Source organism: Neisseria canis, assembly GCF_900636765.1.
In the GTDB taxonomy this organism is placed as follows: Bacteria; Pseudomonadota; Gammaproteobacteria; order Burkholderiales; family Neisseriaceae; genus Neisseria; species Neisseria canis.
In genome coordinates this window covers 1805944-1824154 of sequence record NZ_LR134313.1, presented here as the reverse complement: position 1 = coordinate 1824154, position 18211 = coordinate 1805944, and the positions used below count along the sequence as shown (strand labels likewise).

Annotated in this window: 18 protein-coding genes; 10 read left to right on the top strand and 8 right to left on the bottom strand. The window is 49.9% G+C overall.

Annotated elements, in window-relative coordinates; all coding sequences use genetic code 11:
* Positions 1-145 precede the first annotated feature (145 nt).
* Both EL143_RS08600 and EL143_RS08595 read right to left on the bottom strand, forming a co-directional pair.
* A complete protein-coding gene (locus EL143_RS08600; RefSeq protein ID WP_126326708.1) occupies positions 146-403 on the bottom strand; it encodes a hypothetical protein in 258 nt (85 codons plus the stop codon).
* A 365-nt stretch (positions 404-768) separates the two neighbouring features.
* A complete protein-coding gene (locus EL143_RS08595; RefSeq protein ID WP_085417054.1) occupies positions 769-1260 on the bottom strand; it encodes an REP-associated tyrosine transposase in 492 nt (163 codons plus the stop codon).
* Between the two features lie 871 nt (positions 1261-2131).
* Between EL143_RS08595 and EL143_RS08590 the strand changes: the two genes are divergently transcribed.
* Positions 2132-2572 (top strand): hypothetical protein, encoded by a 441-nt coding sequence (locus EL143_RS08590; protein WP_085417053.1) that lies wholly within the window; start codon positions 2132-2134, stop codon positions 2570-2572.
* 100 nt (positions 2573-2672) lie between these two features.
* Here EL143_RS08590 and uvrB read toward each other — a convergent pair whose 3' ends face one another.
* Positions 2673-4727: an excinuclease ABC subunit UvrB gene (gene uvrB / locus EL143_RS08585; protein ID WP_126326828.1), complete on the bottom strand. Its 2055-nt coding sequence runs from the start codon at positions 4725-4727 to the stop codon at positions 2673-2675.
* Positions 4728-4850: 123 nt separating this feature from the next.
* On the opposite strand from uvrB, the gene EL143_RS08580 reads away from it, so the two are divergent.
* From EL143_RS08580 to EL143_RS08560, 5 genes are all read left to right on the top strand, one after another.
* The gene (locus tag EL143_RS08580; RefSeq protein ID WP_085417052.1) at positions 4851-5102 is read left to right on the top strand and encodes an NF038104 family lipoprotein; all 252 of its coding nucleotides are present in this window, start codon (positions 4851-4853) and stop codon (positions 5100-5102) included.
* 113 nt (positions 5103-5215) lie between these two features.
* Complete coding sequence (locus EL143_RS08575; protein WP_085417070.1) at positions 5216-6187, top strand: class 1 fructose-bisphosphatase; 972 nt, start codon at positions 5216-5218, stop codon at positions 6185-6187.
* 139 nt (positions 6188-6326) lie between these two features.
* A complete protein-coding gene (locus tag EL143_RS08570; protein WP_169709826.1) occupies positions 6327-6890 on the top strand; it encodes a peptidylprolyl isomerase in 564 nt (187 codons plus the stop codon).
* 200 nt (positions 6891-7090) lie between these two features.
* Positions 7091-8380, top strand: a complete 1290-nt coding sequence (aroA, locus tag EL143_RS08565; RefSeq protein ID WP_085417050.1) for a 3-phosphoshikimate 1-carboxyvinyltransferase — start codon at positions 7091-7093, stop codon at positions 8378-8380.
* Between the two features lie 284 nt (positions 8381-8664).
* A complete protein-coding gene (locus tag EL143_RS08560) occupies positions 8665-9609 on the top strand; it encodes a peptidoglycan DD-metalloendopeptidase family protein (RefSeq protein ID WP_085417049.1) in 945 nt (314 codons plus the stop codon).
* A 50-nt stretch (positions 9610-9659) separates the two neighbouring features.
* Here the strand turns inward: EL143_RS08560 and EL143_RS08555 are convergent, their stop codons facing one another.
* The 4 genes from EL143_RS08555 to gshA all read right to left on the bottom strand — a co-directional run bounded on the left by EL143_RS08555 (position 9660) and on the right by gshA (position 13416).
* Positions 9660-10169, bottom strand: coding sequence for an O-acetyl-ADP-ribose deacetylase (locus tag EL143_RS08555; protein WP_085417048.1), 510 nt, complete (start codon positions 10167-10169; stop codon positions 9660-9662).
* A 58-nt stretch (positions 10170-10227) separates the two neighbouring features.
* Positions 10228-11004, bottom strand: a complete 777-nt coding sequence (locus tag EL143_RS08550) for a TrmH family RNA methyltransferase (RefSeq protein WP_085417047.1) — start codon at positions 11002-11004, stop codon at positions 10228-10230.
* 131 nt (positions 11005-11135) lie between these two features.
* Entirely contained in the window at positions 11136-11978 is an 843-nt protein-coding gene (thiD, locus tag EL143_RS08545; protein WP_169709825.1) for a bifunctional hydroxymethylpyrimidine kinase/phosphomethylpyrimidine kinase, read from the bottom strand.
* 91 nt (positions 11979-12069) lie between these two features.
* Entirely contained in the window at positions 12070-13416 is a 1347-nt protein-coding gene (gshA, locus tag EL143_RS08540) for a glutamate--cysteine ligase (RefSeq protein WP_085417068.1), read from the bottom strand.
* 252 nt (positions 13417-13668) lie between these two features.
* Here gshA and leuC point away from each other — a divergent pair, with 252 nt between their 5' ends.
* From leuC to leuB, 4 genes are all read left to right on the top strand, one after another.
* Complete coding sequence (gene leuC / locus EL143_RS08535; RefSeq protein ID WP_085417046.1) at positions 13669-15075, top strand: 3-isopropylmalate dehydratase large subunit; 1407 nt, start codon at positions 13669-13671, stop codon at positions 15073-15075.
* A gap of 151 nt (positions 15076-15226) precedes the next feature.
* Positions 15227-15361, top strand: a complete 135-nt coding sequence (locus EL143_RS08530; RefSeq protein ID WP_085417045.1) for an entericidin A/B family lipoprotein — start codon at positions 15227-15229, stop codon at positions 15359-15361.
* A 59-nt stretch (positions 15362-15420) separates the two neighbouring features.
* On the top strand, positions 15421-16062 hold the full coding sequence (gene leuD / locus EL143_RS08525) for a 3-isopropylmalate dehydratase small subunit (RefSeq protein WP_085417044.1): 642 nt from the start codon (positions 15421-15423) through the stop codon (positions 16060-16062).
* Between the two features lie 249 nt (positions 16063-16311).
* A complete protein-coding gene (gene leuB / locus EL143_RS08520) occupies positions 16312-17382 on the top strand; it encodes a 3-isopropylmalate dehydrogenase (protein ID WP_085417042.1) in 1071 nt (356 codons plus the stop codon).
* Between the two features lie 77 nt (positions 17383-17459).
* Here leuB and EL143_RS08515 read toward each other — a convergent pair whose 3' ends face one another.
* Positions 17460-18209, bottom strand: coding sequence for an ABC transporter ATP-binding protein (locus tag EL143_RS08515; RefSeq protein ID WP_085417041.1), 750 nt, complete (start codon positions 18207-18209; stop codon positions 17460-17462).
* Between the last annotated feature and the right edge of the window lie 2 nt (positions 18210-18211).

The following is an 18211-nucleotide window of genomic DNA, read 5'->3' as shown; positions in this document are numbered from 1 at the left end:
GCGCCTCCTCGCTTAATGTTTTTCAGACAGGCATATCATACAGCCAAACAACCGTTATCAAACAGCATTCAATCTGACTATGCCCAAAGCAGAAAACAAAACAGGCCGTTTGAACGTTCAAACGGCCTTGTTGTTTATTTGCAGACTACGCTTGCTTTTTCTTAAATTTTTTTATAACAAAAATTAAAATAACAACCTGAACAAGCAACAATAATACATAACAAATAATTTGACCTAAAGTATAAGCCTCCGCGATATCAGGCATATTATAAGCATGCAAGAAAAAACATACACCTGCCAAAATTCCGAAAGAGTATTTCATTGCCTTATTACGGAAAATATTTTTTATAGCAAGAAAAACCATAAATAGCGTTGACAACAATATCGCAGAAAATATATTCATATAAAACCCAACGGCTTAACAAAGGCCAATATTTATAGTCTACATAGAACAGCCATGCTTGTTCACGCAAAGCCAAGCGCACGACATCGCCGTTAGAATCGATTGACGGTTATGCAAAATACGCTCCGTTTGCACGGCGATATCGACGATACCGCATGGTTTCCGCTTGTAATACAAATTAACCAATGAGATATACAAGATACAGGTCGAATTCTCGAATCCGATATTTACTCGTTGTTTCTTTGCAGGTAGGGTGTGTGGCGCAAGCTATACGCGTGGTTTTTTTAAAGATTCCAACAACTTGCTATGAACCTAACCCCAACAATTTAGTGATGTAGGTTGGATTCTCGAATCCAACACCTTCATTAATCATACGCCACCACAAAATCCGATTCATTCCCGCCCCAATTTAGCGGATAAATGCCTTGCTTTACATAGCGATGAAAGGTAGAAAACGGCCAATCCGATACCTGTGATACATAACCGTGTTTCACCGGATTGAAATGCACATAATTGAAATGACGGGCAAAATCCGCTTCATCACAAATAGCATGCTCCCAAAACCGCTTCTGCCATAAACGCGTGTCGGCACCGATTAAATATTGGCTGTGCCTTTTGATTTGCCGCCAACGTTCCGAAAAATCCGCATCGTTTTCAGGCAGATGCCAAATTCTATGCAGATGATCAGGCATCAACACCCATGCCGCAATTTCAAACGGATATTTTTTCTGCACCGCCCAAACAGCCTCACGCAAAGCCAAGCGCACAGCATCGCCGGTTAGAATCCGTTGGCGCTTATTCGCCACCACCGTAAAGAAATACGTTCCGCCCGCACGGTAATATCGACGATACCGCATATTTTCCCCTTGTTATACGAATTAACCCATGCAGATGATACAAGATGTAGGTCGGATACTCGAATCCGACATTTATGTATCATCACAATGATTAAACATTTACGTCATACCAACCGTTATGTCGGATACAAGTATCCGACATTTACGCATTATCACAAAGATTAAACATTTCCGTTATACCAACCATTTTGTCGGATACAAGTATCCGACCTACGCTTGCTTGAATCCGACATTTATACATTATCACAATGATTGAACATTTCCGTGATAACAACTATTTTGTCGGATACAAGTATCCGACCTACGCTTGCTTAAAACGCTTTCATCATTAAGGCCGTCTGAATTTTCAGACGGCCTCGTTGTTTATTTGCAGGTAGTGTGTGTGGCGTAAGCCACGCACACAGTTTCAAAGATTCCGACAACACGTGCGTGCCGGTGGCACACACCCTACGCACGCAGGCTACGCTTGCTCGTTGTTATTTGCAGGCAAGGTGTGTGGAGCAAGCCATTCGCGCGGTTTTTTTTTAAAAGATTCCAACAACTTGCTATGAACCTACCCCCAACAATTTAGTGATGTAGGTTGGATTTCCGTATCCGACGTTTATACATTATCACAATGATTAAAAATTGCAGTGATAGTTATGTTAGATACGAGTATGTAACCTACGCTTGCTTATCCATATAAAAATTATTTAAAAATCAATTTAATATTTAAAAATTCTCATATGTTTATTCAAAAAATCTTGAAAAAAACTTGAAAAAATCTTGAAATTCGATATAATTCAAACCGGTCTGATTAGATTGGGCTTTTATCCAAAACTAAGTCAGTAACTTTTAAATCATTCAAAACACTTCGAAAGGAAAATCAATTATGGTTTCTAAATATGATTCTATTGATGAAGAGTTTGTTAAAAACGTATGTCAACAGTTATGGGATCGCACATATATGAATATTAACGACACCCGAGGAGTAATGTACATGACTACAAATGATAGGCAAGAAATTTTTCCTCAAGTACAAATTACGCATGAGGATATTAGACAAGAAACTAAAAGACGGGCAATACGAGGGACAGTTCTAAATAAATTTCACGATATGTTCGAAGAAAAAGGTTTTGAAGTAACAAGAACAGAAACCGAACTGATTATAAAAGTGCCTGAAATAAGGGAAAAGGGAGTAACAGAGTTTACAAATTTCCGTTCTTTAAGAGATGCAAACACAAGAAGAATGAGCGAATATAATTCAAGTCGTGATGAATATGAAACTCAGGAAGACTTTGAAGCTGATAACCCTACAAATTTTCCTTTTTAAACCCCTAGATTAAAAAGCACTATTATTAATACTATAAGGAATCAAGAGCCACCTGAAAGCTGCTTCAGGTGGCTCTTGATTTAAGCAGAGGAGAGTTCCCTTACTCCGCCCCAAACAACAACCCTTCCTTAATCCCCCGAATCTTATCCCTCAACACCGCTGCCTCTTCAAACTGCAAATCCCTTGCCGCCTGCTGCATGGCTTTTTCGAGTTTGGCGATTTCTTTAATCGCGTCTTCTTCGGTGTGGATTTCGCCCACTTTCACTTTAGTTTTAGCTGCGCTGAAAGCAGAGCTTTTCAGACGGCCTTTGCCTTTGGTGCTGCCTGAATCGTCGTGGTACACGCCGTCGATGATGTCTTTTACCTGTTTGGTAATCTGCTTCGGCACGATGCCGTGTTCTTCATTGAATTTAATCTGTTTTTCGCGGCGGCGTTCGGTTTCGTCGATGGCGGCTTTCATGGAATCGGTGATTTTGTCTGCATACAAAATCGCGACGCCGTTTACATTGCGGGCGGCGCGGCCTATGGTTTGGATGAGGCTGCGGTGGCTGCGCAGGAAGCCTTCTTTGTCGGCATCGAGGATGGCGACGAGTGAGACTTCGGGGATGTCCAAGCCTTCGCGCAAGAGGTTGATCCCGACGAGCACGTCAAACAGGCCGAGGCGTAAATCTCTAATGATTTCAACGCGCTCTACGGTATCGATGTCGCTGTGCAGGTAGCGCACCTTGATGCCTAGTTCGCTGTAATAGTCGGTGAGCTGTTCGGCCATGCGTTTGGTGAGCGTGGTCACGAGCACGCGCTCGCCTTTTGCAATGCGGTCGTTGATTTCGCTGAGTAAGTCGTCCACTTGGGTGGCGACGGGGCGGATTTCGATTTGCGGGTCAACCAGGCCGGTGGGGCGCACGACTTGTTCGACCACTTGGCCGGCGTGTTCTTCTTCGTATTTGGCGGGTGTGGCGGAAACGAAGATGGTTTGCGGCATGATTTTTTCAAATTCGTGGAATTTGAGCGGGCGGTTGTCGCGGGCGGAAGGCAGGCGGAAGCCGTAGTCGACGAGGTTTTGCTTGCGGCTGGCGTCGCCTTTGTACATGCCGCCGATTTGGGTAACGGTAACGTGGCTTTCGTCGATAAACATGATGGCGTTGTCGGGCAGATAATCCATCAGCGTGGGCGGCGGTTCGCCTTCTTTTTTGCCGGAAAAGTGGCGCGAGTAGTTTTCGATGCCTTTGCAGAAGCCCATTTCGTAGAGCATTTCGAGATCGAAGCGGGTGCGCTGTTCGATGCGTTGGGTTTCGACGGGGCGGTTTTCTTTGGTAAAGAAATCAATGCGTTCGCGTAATTCTTCTTTAATGCTTTCGCAGGCGCGCAGCACGGTGTCGCGCGGGGTAACGTAGTGGCTGGAGGGAAACACGGTGTAGCGACCGACGCGCTGGATGTTGCCGCCGGTAAGCGGGTCGAAGAGGTCGAGGCGGTCGATTTCGTCGTCAAACAGGCTGATGCGCAAGGCGTTGTCGGAGCTTTCGGCGGGATACACGTCGATCACGTCGCCGCGCACGCGGAAGGAGCCGCGTTTGAAATCCATTTCGCCGCGCTCGTATTGCATGGAAACGAGAGTGGAGATGATGTTGCGCTGCTCGATGGTGTCTCCCTCTTTCACGGAAAGCACCATTTGTTGATACTCGGTGGGGTCGCCGATACCGTAGATGGCGGACACGGTGGCGACGATAATCACGTCGTTGCGCGTCATCAGGTTTTTGGTGGCGGAAAGGCGCATCTGCTCGATGTGTTCGTTAATGGCGGAATCTTTTTCGATAAATAAATCGCGCGACGGTACATAGGCTTCGGGCTGGTAATAGTCGTAGTAGGAAACGAAGTATTCCACCGCGTTTTCGGGGAAAAACTCGCGCATCTCGGCATAAAGCTGCGCCGCCAGCGTTTTGTTGTGTGCCATGATGATGGCGGGGCGGCCGCTTTGGGCAATCACGTTGGCCATCGTATAAGTTTTGCCCGAGCCGGTTACGCCGAGCAGGGTTTGGTAAGCGAGGCCGTCTGAAAGCCCTTCGAGCAGGCCGGCAATGGCGGAGGGCTGGTCGCCTGCGGGCGGGAAAGGCTGGTGGAGTTTGAAGGGGGAATTTTCAAATTGGATCACTTGCATGATGCGGCCTGCTTGAAATGGGGAAAAGTGAAGATTATAGCAAATGCCTGTCTGAAAAAGGTTTTCAGACAGGCATTGGGTTTGGGCTATAATATCGCCCATCTTGTTTTTAGGCTTTGAAATATGAAACATTGTTTGCGCTTGGGTGCGCTTTTTCTATGCTGCTTCGGCCTGCAAGGCTGCTTAGTGGCCAGCGCGGTGGATTTGGCCGCAACCACGGTGTTTACCGCGGGCAAAGTGGTGGTAAAAGGTACGGGCGCGGTGATTGATGCGGCGATACCCGACAAGGATGAAGATAAGGAGCAAAAGAAAAAGCGTAAAAAAGAAAAGCACGAAGAGGCAATCCAAGCGGCCGATTACGAGCCTGCCCAATAAAACAGGTTTCAGACAGGCATTGCATCAAGCATGCCTGTCTGAAATTGTTTAAAACACCCGTTTATATTAAACTTACAGCCGATTACACCCACCTTATAAACAACGAGAATACCATGCAAACTTTTCCATCTTTTCTAAAACAACATCTGCAAACCCACCAATTGCCCGCCGAATTGGGCAGCGTGCTGGAAAGCACCGTTGCCGCCTGCGTCGAAATCAGCGGCAAAGTGCGCCAGGGCGCGCTGGCAGGCGTGTTGGGCGAAGCCGGTTCGGGCAACGTGCAGGGCGAAGACCAGAAAAAGCTCGACGTGATTGCCAACACCATCCTGATTGAAAACCTCAAAGCCAACCCCGCCGTAGCCGGCTTGGCCAGCGAAGAAGAAGACACTTTTGTCGCCTGCAACGAAAACGGCGGCTATCTGGTGCTGTTCGACCCGCTCGACGGCTCTTCCAATATCGATGTGAACATTTCGGTGGGCACCATTTTTTCCATTCTCGCCAAACCCGCTGGCGCTTTGGAAACACAGTCGTTCCTGCAAAAAGGCAGCGAGCAAGTGGGCAGCGGCTATGTGCTTTACGGCCCGCAAACCCAGCTGGTGTTCACGCTCAAGCACGGCGTGTTTGTGTTTACGCTGAATAATCAAAACGAATTTATACTCACCAACGAAAACCCGAGCGTGCCCGAACAAACCAAAGAATACGCCATCAATGCCTCCAATCAGCGTCATTGGTTTGCGCCCGTTCAGCAATACATCAAATTGCTGATGGCCGGCGATACCGGCGCACGCGGCAAAAACTACAATATGCGCTGGGTGGCCAGCATGGTGGCCGAAATCCACCGCATCCTGATGCGCGGCGGCGTGTTTCTTTATCCTGCCGACAAGCGCGATCCCGCCAAGCCGGGCAAGCTGCGCTTGATGTATGAAGCCAATCCCTTAAGCCTGATTATCGAGCAGGCCGGCGGCAAGAGCAGCAATGCGGTAGAAAATATGCTGGATATCCGGCCGGAAGGCCTGCACCAGCGGGTGGCCGTGGTAATCGGCAGTAAGGAAGAAGTGGAATATGTAAACCGGCTTCACCAATAAGCCCGACCGCGCAATGCCTGTCTGAAAATACCAACATTTTCAGACAGGCATTTGTTTGCTTTTACACAATAAAAACGCAAAGCAACGCCGCCGCCATTAGAATAACGCCGCATCAATTACTTATATGAAAGGAAAACACATGAAACCTCTGCATCTGGTTGCAGCGCTCGCCATCGGCTTGAGCACATTTGCGGCTAAAGCCGAAACTTTGGCGCAAATCGACACCAATGTAGGCACCATCAAGCTTTCTCTGGATGAAAAAAAAGCGCCGAAAACCGTGGCCAATTTTGTGAATTACGCCAACAAAGGCTTTTACAACGGCACCATTTTCCACCGCGTGATTGACGGCTTTATGATTCAGGGCGGCGGCTTCACACCCGATATGGCGCAAAAATCCACCGAAAAAGCCATTACCAACGAAGCGTCCAACGGTTTGAAAAACACCAAAGGCACCATCGCCATGGCGCGCACCGCCTCCCCCAATTCGGCTACCAGCCAGTTTTTCATCAATTTGGCCGACAATGATTTCCTCAACCGCAAAGGCAACAGCGCCCGCGACGCAGGCTATGCAGTGTTCGGCAAAGTAACCGCAGGCATGGATGTGGTGGAGCAGATTGCCAAAGTGCAAACAACCGATCACCATCATCATCAAAACGTACCGATTCAACCGATTGTCATCAAAAAAATAAGCATTCTGAAATAAACCCAAGCTGCCTTTGAGGCAGCTTTTTTACCGTCCCAAATCATTCAGCTCAGGAGCTTGACCCGAGCTTCATATTTGCCGTTTGCAGAAAGCTTTCAGACAGGCATCTCATGCAAGAACTCATACATTAAGCCATCTTTAAGAAACAGCCGATTCTTGGCATAATAAGCATCCTTTTTCCCAAAAGATTGCTTACAGCCATGACCGACTCCATCCGCCTGCCCGCTTCCAAGCTGAAGCCCTCCACCGTAGCCCTGCCCGGTTCAAAAAGCATCAGCAACCGCACCCTGCTTTTGGCCGCGCTTTCCGATAACAGCTGCGAAATCAAATCCTTATTAAAATCAGACGATACTGACCGCATGCTGGAAGCGCTGGAAACGCTCGGTGTAAAACTGGAGCGGCACGAATCGGGTTTGACCGTTTACGGCTGTAAGGGCGCGTTTCCCAAACGCGAAGCCGATTTGTTTTTAGGCAACGCAGGCACCGCATTCCGTCCTCTTACCGCCGTGTTGGCCATACTCGGCGGCAACTATCATCTGCACGGCGTGCCGCGGATGCACGAACGCCCGATCGGCGATTTGGTCGATGCCTTGAGAATTGCCGGCGCGCAAATCGATTATTTGGGCAACGAAGGCTTTCCGCCCTTGCACATCGGCGCATTCCAAGACAACGGCACGCGGATTATTCCGATTCGCGGCAATGTGTCGAGCCAATACCTGACCGCGCTCTTGATGGCCCTGCCGCTTACCGGAGAGGCGTTTGAAATCCATGTGCAAGGCGAATTGATTTCCAAACCTTATATCGACATCACCTTAAACCTGATGGCCAAATTCGGCGTGAACGTGGAAAACCACAATCACGAAATATTCAAAATCCCTGCCAATGCGCGCTATCACGCACCGGAAACGGTTCATGTAGAAGGCGATGCTTCCAGCGCATCTTATTTTCTCGCTGCGGGTTTGTTATCGGGCGTGCCCATCCGTGTAACCGGATTGGGCAAACATGCCATTCAAGGCGATGTGGCATTTGCCGGCGAATTGGAAAAAATCGGTGCTTCGGTATCTTGGGGCGAAGATTTTATCGAAGTGAGCCGGTCGGAAGGCAAAAGCGTGTCGGCTTTCGACTTGGATGCCAACCACATCCCGGATGCCGCCATGACCTTGGCCGTGGTGGCGCTCGCTACCGGCGCGCCGTGCAGCCTGCGCAATATCGGCTCGTGGCGTGTGAAAGAAACCGACCGCATCGCCGCTATGGCTGCGGAGTTGCGCAAAGTCGGCGCTGTTGTGGAAGAAGAACCTGAAGCCATCCACATCACGCCACCCGCCGCCTTGATACCCGATGCCAAAATCGACACTTACGACGACCACCGCATGGCCATGTGTTTTTCACTGGTCTCGCTGTTGGGCGTGCCGGTGGTGATTAATGATCCGAAATGCACACACAAAACGTTCCCTGATTACTTTGATGTGTTCGCTTCATTGCAGAAATAAAGAATGCCTGTCTGAAAAGTCTGCTTTGCAGCAAGCCGTATTCAATTTACAAGGCTTTGCCAGCGGCAGGATAAACACCGGGATTTTCTTTTTAAAACAACTGATAAAAGAAAATTCGGGCAGCCTGCCCCAAGCAGCCTCTTAATTATTCAGTCAGAATAAAATCAGGAAAAAATCCGAAATAAAAGATTCTTAAAATCCGTAAAAAACTTGAGGATAACGCACAATTTGATTATGATATGCGCCAAATTCCATCAAATCCAAACTAAAGAAGGTAAGCAAAGATGTTAAAGAAAACCGCAATCCGTACCGGCTCGGTTGCCATCGTTCTGATGCTGGGCGCATGTTCTTGGACACAACCCCCGGCTCCGGTGGTACAGGGTAACACTGGTTCGGCAGGCAGTTACGGCAGCGAGGCAGGAAGTGCACCATCTTCTAATCCTTACGGCGCTACACCTTATGATCCCAATGCCGGCGGCACAAGCGTAGTCAACAACACGCCCGCGCCTTACACGCCCCCTTCTCAGCCGGTCAGCAGCGGCGGCAGCTATACACCTTCTAATGCACCCGTAGACATCAATGCAGCCACCCATACCGTGGTGCGCGGCGATACCGTTTATAACATCTCCAAACGCTACAACATCACCCAAGACAATCTGCGCGCTTGGAACGGCCTATCAGACAACACCATTAGCGTAGGCCAAACCCTGCGCGTTAAGCCCGCCGGTTACACTGCTCCTGCAGGCGGTTCTACCGTTGCCACACAAACCACAAAAACGCCTGCCGCAACAACACCTACGCCCGCTCCGGCAGCCAGCGGTCCCGCCACCACGCCTACCGTGGCAACCGGTGGCACGCGTACCGTTGAAGGCATCACTTGGCAGCGCCCGACATCAGGCAGCGTGATCACCCAATTTACCGCTTCCAATAAAGGCGTGGATATCGGCGGCACCGCCGGCCAACCCATAGTGGCTGCGGCAGACGGTAGAGTCGTATATGCAGGCTCGGGCTTGCGCGGCTACGGCAATCTTGTGATTATCCAGCACACCAAAACATTCCTGACAGCCTACGGCCATAATCAAAGCCTGTCTGTAAAAGAAGGTCAAACCGTGAAACGCGGCCAAACCATTGCCAAAATGGGCAACAGCGATGCCGACCGCACCAAGCTGCACTTTGAAGTGCGCAAAGACGGCAAGCCGGTTAACCCTGTTAACTATGTTGCGTTTTAAATCTCGCATTGAAATCAAAACACCTGCTTATTTGTTTAAGCAGGTGTTTTTTATTCCGCCAATAATTCTCTGTAAACACCCTCATCGTGGGCTGAGAAGCAGCACAGAATAACCCGTTCCATAGACGGACATTGCGGTAAGGTTGCCAAAATCGTGTTCAATGCTATTTTTGCCGCCTGTACAAAAGGATAGCCGTAAACTCCCGTGCTGATACTGGGAAAAGCGATGCTGCGGATGCCTTTGGCTTCGGCCAGTTTTAATGAATTGGCGTAGGCATCTGCCAACAGTTTTTCCTCTCCCTGCCCGCCGCCGTGCCAAACAGGCCCGACAGTGTGAATCACAAACCGCGCAGGCAAAAGGTAGCCGGCGGTGATTTTGGCTTCTCCTGTTTCGCAGCCGTTTAAAGTGCGGCACTCGGCCAGCAGCCCTTTGCCCGCCGCCTTGTGAATTGCGCCGTCCACCCCGCCTCCGCCTAACAGCGAATTATTGGCGGCATTCACAATAGCGTCCACCTGCAAAGTGGTAATGTCTGCTTCCATCACTTCAATTTTGTTGCGCATGATTAGCTCCTTATTTTTCAGACAGGCATCACGATATGGCAAATTAGCTTAAATTTTGCTACAGGCGCTGGCGCATTTGTTCAAACAAGCATACCGTAGCCGCCATTGCCACATTCAAAGATTCGGTTGCGCCGAGCATCGGTATGCGCACGGTAGCATCGGCTGCTTGCTGCATGGTTTCGCTGACACCGCTGCCTTCATTGCCGAATATCCACGCACAGGCATGTTGCAGATTCAAATCATACAGACTACGGTTATTGCAGCCTAAAGCAGTTGCCCAAACCCGGCCTTGATAGCGTTCGCGCCAAACATTTAAATCCGCGCGAGTATGCAACTTCAATAAGAAATGCGCACCCATTCCCGCCCTCAACACTTTAGGCGACCAAACCTCGGCGCATTCTTTGCTCAACACCACCTGCTGCACACCGGCGGCGGCTGCGCTTCTCAGAATGGTACCGACATTACCCGGATCCTGCACGTGCTCCAGCACGACACAATCGCCGCTGTCGGGCAAGGATGGTTCATCCGGCAGAGATACCAGCGTCATGACTTCTTCGCCTTCTGTCAAACTGGTAATTTTCGACAAAGCGGCGCTGCCGACGATAACGGTTTTCTGTTCATCAAACTGTTGCAGCAAAGCCTGGATTTCCGGTTTGCCGGCTTTGCTTTCAGGAATATAGAAACCCTGCGGCGCCCAACCGGCTTTCAGACAGGCATCAAGAAGATGCGTGCCTTCCAACACGGTTTGGCGGCACAACCGGCGCTCTTTGGCCGAAGAAAGCAGCTTGGCCAGATGCTTGAGCTGCTCGTTTTGGGCTGAAGTAATGTATTTCATTTTAGCAATCAATCGGTAGTAACAATGCCTGTCTGAAAGATAAAGCGGCTTTTTCAGACAGGCATTGTTATTATAGCCGGATACTTTACAGGTTAAATTGCCTTTGTACCCGCTGCTTGTAGATACCGGCTTTAATCCCGCTCAATCCGCCAAAAATGCGCCAGCGGGCCGTGTCCTTTGCCTACTTTCCAGTTCGTTCCCGCCTCAATTGCGCCTTGCACATAACTTTTAGCGGAAGATACGGCGGAACGCAGATCCTGTTTATACGGATAATAGGCCGCAATCGCGCTGGAAAGGGTGCAACCCGTGCCGTGCGTATTTTGCGTGGGCACGCGCGGCGTGATGAAGCATTGCGGCTGCTCCATGCCTTGCTGGATCAGCCAGTCGCGCGCATCGCTGCTGTTTTCCCAATGGCCGCCCTTGAGCAATACGGCTTTCGTGCCTCTATTCATCAACTGTTTGCCTTGCTCCAGCATTTCTTCTTCCGTTTGCGCCAACCGGTTGCCGGTAAGCTGCGCCAGTTCGCTCAGATTCGGCGTTACAATATCGGCCAGAGGCACAAGCTCGCCCAGCATCGCTTCAACGGTATTTTCCAGTGCGAGGCTGTCGCCCGAAGTCGCCACTAACACGGGATCGAGCACCACAAACGGCGGTTTGTGGCGGCCGAGCACATCGGCCACTGTGCGTATGGTTGCCACATCCGGCAGCATACCGATTTTTACCGCATCGATGCGGATATCGGTCAACACGGATTCACATTGTCGGCGCACCATCTCGGGCGGTACCGCATGAACGCCTTGCACGCCTTGCGTATTTTGCGCGGTAATCGCAGTAATCGCGCTGGTTCCGTACGCACCGAGCGCATCGAATGTTTTGATGTCGGCCTGTATGCCCGCACCCCCGCCGGAATCCGAACCGGCAATCGTCAGCAAGCAGGGAAAAGGTTTGGCATATTGCAACTCGTTAATCTCCATAGTTCATCTCTCTGTTTTAACCATATTTATCGTGTTTTATTTAATCAATCTGATGCCTGTCTGAAAATGTTCAGACAGGCATCATGCAGGCTTATTTTGCCGTTGCTGCCAATTCCAACGAAGCAGCCAGCAGCGACAGGCGTGCCATCACGCCATATACATACAGGCGGTTGCACTCGCAATCAGGGTTGGCATGGTTGGTTTGCGGCACCCCCAAAGAGCTCCATTGCTCGAACACCCGTTTGCAGCGCGATGCCGGGCCGCCTTCTTCCGATTCTGCCACCGGAATACTCTGCTCCAGCGGCACAAACAGCATACCGCTTGCATTCAGGTTTTCATCGGCGCTGCGCCCTTCGTGCACACGGTAAAAACCGCCGATCACAAATCGGTCCATCATATACACCACCGGCTCCGATACCGCACCGTTCAGGGTTTCATAAGTATAAATCCCTTCTTGCACAATCACTTCGCTAACTGCCAAGCCTTCTTTTACCGTGGCCATCTTATTGCGGTTTTTGCGGTTGAGGCTGCGCACTTCTTCTGCCGATTTCACACTCATCACCCCCATGCCGTAAGTGCCTGCATCAGCTTTTACAATCACAAAAGGCGTGTCTTTAATGCCTTTTTCATCATACTTCGCCTGAATTTTAGCCAACATGCGTTCCACCGCATCTGCCAGCATATCTTCGCCCTCGCGCTCCTGAAAATCCAAACCGCTCACTTGCTCGAAGTAAGGATTAATCTGCCATTCATCAATGCCGATCAGCTCGGCAAATTCTGCCGCAACACGGTTGTAAGCCTCAAAATGCGTGGTTTTCCGACGGTTGGTCCAACCACCGTGCAAAGGCGGCAATACGGTTTGGCTGATATCCTGCAAAATATCGGGAACGCCCGCCGACAAGTCATTATTCAACAAAATCAGGCACGGGGAAAAACCGTCTGCCAAATGTACTCGTCCGCGCGTACGCATTAAAGGCTCAAGCAATACCTTGTCGCCCAAAGCCGTTTCCAATTCAGTTGCCTCTGTGATTTCAGGGTTCAGGCTGCCCAAACGCACTTCATAACCCGCACTGCGCAAAATATTGCTCAACGCATAGACATTTTGCAGATAAAAAGTATTACGCGTGTGGTTTTCAGGAACAATCAACACCGAGCGCGCCGTTTCACAAGCACGCTCAACCGCATCCTGCGCCGCCATAGCGGCCAAAGGGATGAAATTCGTATTTAGGTTATTGAAACCTCCCGGAAACAGATTCATATCAATAGAGGCCATTTTATAACCGGCATTGCGGATATCTACCGAGCCGTAAAAAGGCGGTTTGTTTTTGCCCCATTGCGAACGGAACCAGGCTTCGATTTTGGTTTGGTTTGATAAGATTTTCTTTTCAAATTCCTGAAGTTGCGGCAAGTAATCAGGTGCCATCTCAGCTAAATTCATGATGTATGCTTCCAGAAAAATTCCGATAAGCAGCATAATACGGGGTTTTTTATTAAAAAAACAAGTGGGCGCACAGGGATAAATTAACAAAAACCAACATTAAAAATAGACAAAAAGTCTAAAATTTAAATAAAATTCCAAACGATTTTATAAAAAATAAAATTTTTAGACATTTTTGCTTGCCATTTAATCATTAACAGCCTAATATACCAATCATCTGCCAACCCCTCTAACGTTAGAAAAACACAAATCATGAATCCACAAACCCTCTACGACAAACTCTGGAACAGCCATATCGTCCGCCAAGAAGAAGACGGCACGGTTCTACTCTATATCGACCGCCATCTGGTTCACGAAGTAACCAGCCCGCAAGCCTTTGAAGGCTTGAAAATGGCCGGACGCAAACTGTGGCGCGTCGACAGCGTGGTTTCCACCGCTGACCACAATACGCCTACCGACAATTGGGACAAAGGCATCCAAGACCCGATTTCCAAGCTGCAAGTCGACACTTTAGACGGCAATATCAAAGAATTCGGCGCGCTGGCTTATTTTCCGTTCAAAGACAAAGGCCAAGGCATCGTGCATGTAATGGGGCCGGAGCAAGGCGCTACCCTGCCCGGCATGACCGTGGTTTGCGGCGATTCGCACACTTCCACCCACGGCGCGTTCGGCGCATTGGCACACGGTATCGGCACTTCCGAAGTCGAACATGTGATGGCCACCCAATGTATTACGGCCAAAAAGTCCAAATCCATGCTGATTAAGGTGAACGGCCGTCTGAAACCGGGCGTAACCGCCAAAGACGTAGCTTTGTATATCATCGGCCAAATCGGCACTGCAGGCGGCACCGGCTATGCGATCGAATTCGGCGGCGAAGCCATCCGCTCGCTCAGCATGGAAGGCCGCATGACCTTGTGCAATATGGCGATTGAAGCCGGCGCGCGTTCGGGCATCGTAGCGGTGGACGATACCACCATCGAATATGTAAAAAACAAACCTTTCGCTCCCAAAGGCGAAGCATGGGAACAAGCCGTTGCTTACTGGAAAACATTGGTTTCCGACGAAGGCGCGCCATTCGACAGCGTATTCGAGTTTGATGCCGCCGATATCGAACCGCAGGTAACGTGGGGCACATCCCCCGAAATGGTATTGGACATCAACGGCAAAGTGCCGAATCCGGCGCAGGAATCCGACCCCGTAAAACGTAGCGGCATGGAACGCGCCCTCGAATACATGGGCTTAACCGCCGACACGCCGCTGAACCAGATTCCTGTGGACGTGGTATTTATCGGCTCCTGCACCAACAGCCGCATCGAAGATTTGCGCGAAGCCGCCGCCGTAGCCAAAGGCCGCTTGAAAGCCGATAACGTGAAGCGCGTTTTGGTGGTGCCCGGCTCGGGTTTGGTTAAAGAGCAAGCCGAAAGAGAAGGTTTGGACAAAATTTTCACCGAAGCAGGCTTCGAATGGCGCGAACCCGGCTGCTCAATGTGTTTGGCCATGAATGCCGACCGCCTCGAGCCTCAGGAACGTTGTGCCTCCACTTCCAACCGTAATTTCGAAGGCCGTCAAGGTAACGGCGGGCGCACTCATTTGGTAAGCCCTGCTATGGCGGCAGCGGCGGCTGTGGCCGGACACTTTACCGATGTGCGCAACTTGTAAACGGAATGCCTGTCTGAAAAAAGTTTTCAGACAGGCATCGGCCGGATATGCAGTTTACTTATGACAATTTGTATTTTCCGGCAATCTTTGGCATTATAGTAAATACAGCAATAGATATTGTCTGTACTTTCAAAAATTAGGAGATTACACCATGAAAAAATTAGTATTGATCGCTTTAACTACAATGACCATGCTCTCTGCCTGCAACACCGTATCCGGCTTCGGTAAAGACGTATCGAAAGCAGGCGACAAACTTGAGCAGTCTGCCGACCAACATACTCATTAAACAGCCTTGCCCCCGCCCTATCATAGCGGCGGGGGTATTTCCCAACGAAAGTACATACAATGAAAGCATTTACACAAATCACCGCTCTGGTCGCACCGCTTGACCGCGCCAATGTCGATACCGATGCCATCATTCCCAAACAATTTCTAAAATCCATCAAACGCTCAGGCTTCGGGCCCAACTGTTTCGATGAGTGGCGCTATCTCGACCACGGCGAACCGGGCATGGACAACAGCAAGCGCCCGCTAAATCCCGAATTTTCACTCAACCGGCCGCGTTACCAAGGCGCGCAAATCCTGCTTACCCGCAAAAACTTCGGCTGCGGTTCATCACGCGAACACGCCCCGTGGGCTTTGGACGATTACGGTTTCCGAGCCGTTATCGCCCCCTCTTTTGCCGATATTTTCTTCAACAACTGCTACAAAAACGGCCTGCTGCCGATTGTATTGAGCGAAGAAATTGTGGATAAACTGTTTCAGGAAACCGAAGCCACAGAAGGCTACCGGCTTTCAATCGATTTGGAAAAACAAACCGTTACCACACCAAGCGGAGAATCTTTCGGCTTCGACATTACCGAACACCGCAAACACTGCCTGCTCAACGGCTTGGACGAAATCGGCCTTACCCTGCAACACGCAGATGAGATTAAAGCATTTGAAGCGCAGCGCAAACAAGCACAACCGTGGTTGTTTAATGCTTGATCCGATGCTGTTCAAAGGCCTGTCTGAAAAGCTTTCAGACAGGCCTTATATAACAAATAAACTCCCAAAAATCATACGCTCATCATACAAGGACTCAAATCTGCTCCATAGTCAATCAACTTAACTTTTACTACGGCGTTGCTGTGCCTTGCCTTACTATCTGTACTGTCTTCGGCTTGCTGCCTTATATGAAAAATGTGTTGATTGACTATAATATCATTACATTTCATTAACAAAGGAAAAATAATCATGACCAAACAAATTGCCATCCTTCCCGGTGACGGTATCGGCCCCGAAATTACCGCGCAGGCCGTGCGCGTGTTAGACAAGTTGATTTCAGACGGCCTCGATGTCCAATATCAATACGCCCCGCTTGGTGGCGCCGCTTACGACGAATACGGCCATCCTTATCCCGAATTCACTCAAAAACTCTGCCGCGAAGCCGATGCCGTACTGCTCGGTGCCGTCGGCTGCCCGCAATACGACAACCTCGACCGACCGCTCCGCCCCGAACGCGGTTTGCTGGCCATCCGCAAAGATTTAAACCTGTTTGCCAACTTGCGCCCGGCCATCCTGTATAAAGAATTGGCCAACGCTTCCACACTCAAACCCGAAGTGGTTTCCGGCTTGGATATTCTGATTGTGCGCGAACTTACCGGCGATATTTATTTCGGCGAACCGCGCGGCATCCGCACGCTGGAAAACGGCGAGCGCGAAGGCTTCAACACTATGAAATACAGCGAAAGCGAAATCCGCCGCATCGCCAAAGTGTCGTTTGAAGCCGCACAAAAACGCAATAAAAAATTGTGCTCGGTCGATAAAGCCAACGTGCTGGAAACCACTGAATTGTGGAAAGAAATCTTCACCGAAACGGCAAAAGATTATCCCGATGTCGCGCTTTCGCATATGTATGTCGACAACGCCGCCATGCAGCTTGTGCGCGCGCCGAAGCAGTTTGACGTGATCGCCACCGGCAATATTTTCGGCGACATTCTGAGCGATCAGGCATCAATGCTGACCGGCTCTATCGGTATGCTGCCGTCTGCATCTTTAAACGAAACCGGCAAAGGTTTGTACGAACCTTCGCACGGTTCCGCCCCCGATATTGCAGGTCAAGATAAAGCCAATCCGCTCGCAACCATTCTTTCTTTAGCCATGCTGTTGCGTTACAGCCTGAACGATGAGGCTCGTGCGACGCAAGTGGAAGCTGCTGTACAAAAAGTGCTGGAGCAAGGCTTCCGCACCGGCGATATTTTTGAAGAAGGCTGCAAACTCGTTTCTTGTACGGAAATGGGCAATGCGGTTTTGGACGCTCTATAACGGATTCACTATACAAATAAAATGCCTGTCTGAATATTTTTCAGACAGGCATTGTGTTTACCGGTAAAGCTATGGTTTCAAATTCTGAAATACACGCCCTGCCCGTCTTGAATCCGGTGGATTTCCCAACCGTAAACGGCTTGCAGCCGTTCGGACTGCATCACCTCGTTCACGCTGCCGGTGGAAACGATTTTGCCTTTGTTCATTAAAATAATGTGGCGGGCGTAACGGGCGGCAAGGTTCAAATCGTGCAGCACCATCACCGTGCTGAAATGTTTGCCGTGTGTGGTTAAGTATTGCATCAAACGGTGCTGGTGGCGGATATCGAGATGGTTGCACGGTTCGTCGAGCAGCAGTATCGGGGCGTTTTGCAGCAGTGCGCGGATGATGTTGGCGCGTTGCTGTTCGCCGCCGGAAAGCGTGCCGATGCGTTTCTCCGCCAAGCCGGAAAGGTCGAAATAATCCAATAATTCATCGGCTTGCCGTTGGGTTTGCTCGCGGTCTTTATTAGTGCGGAAAGTATGCGGATAACGACCCAGCTCGATGTATTCGCGCACGGTAAGCGGCATCTGGTATTGCCCGTGCTGGCCGACCCAAGCCACTTTGCCCTGCTTGAGCTGCGGAGCGACATCGGCACCGAACAGGCTTACATTGCCTTTTCCCGCTTGCCGTATCAAGGCTTTCAGCAAGGTAGATTTGCCCGCCCCGTTGGGGCCGATGATGGCGGTGCAGCAATCGTTCGGCAGCGATAATTCTTCCACCGAAAGAATGGTTTTTCCTTTAGCTTCCACATTTAAACAACTGATTCGGAAAGAAATGTTTTCCATAA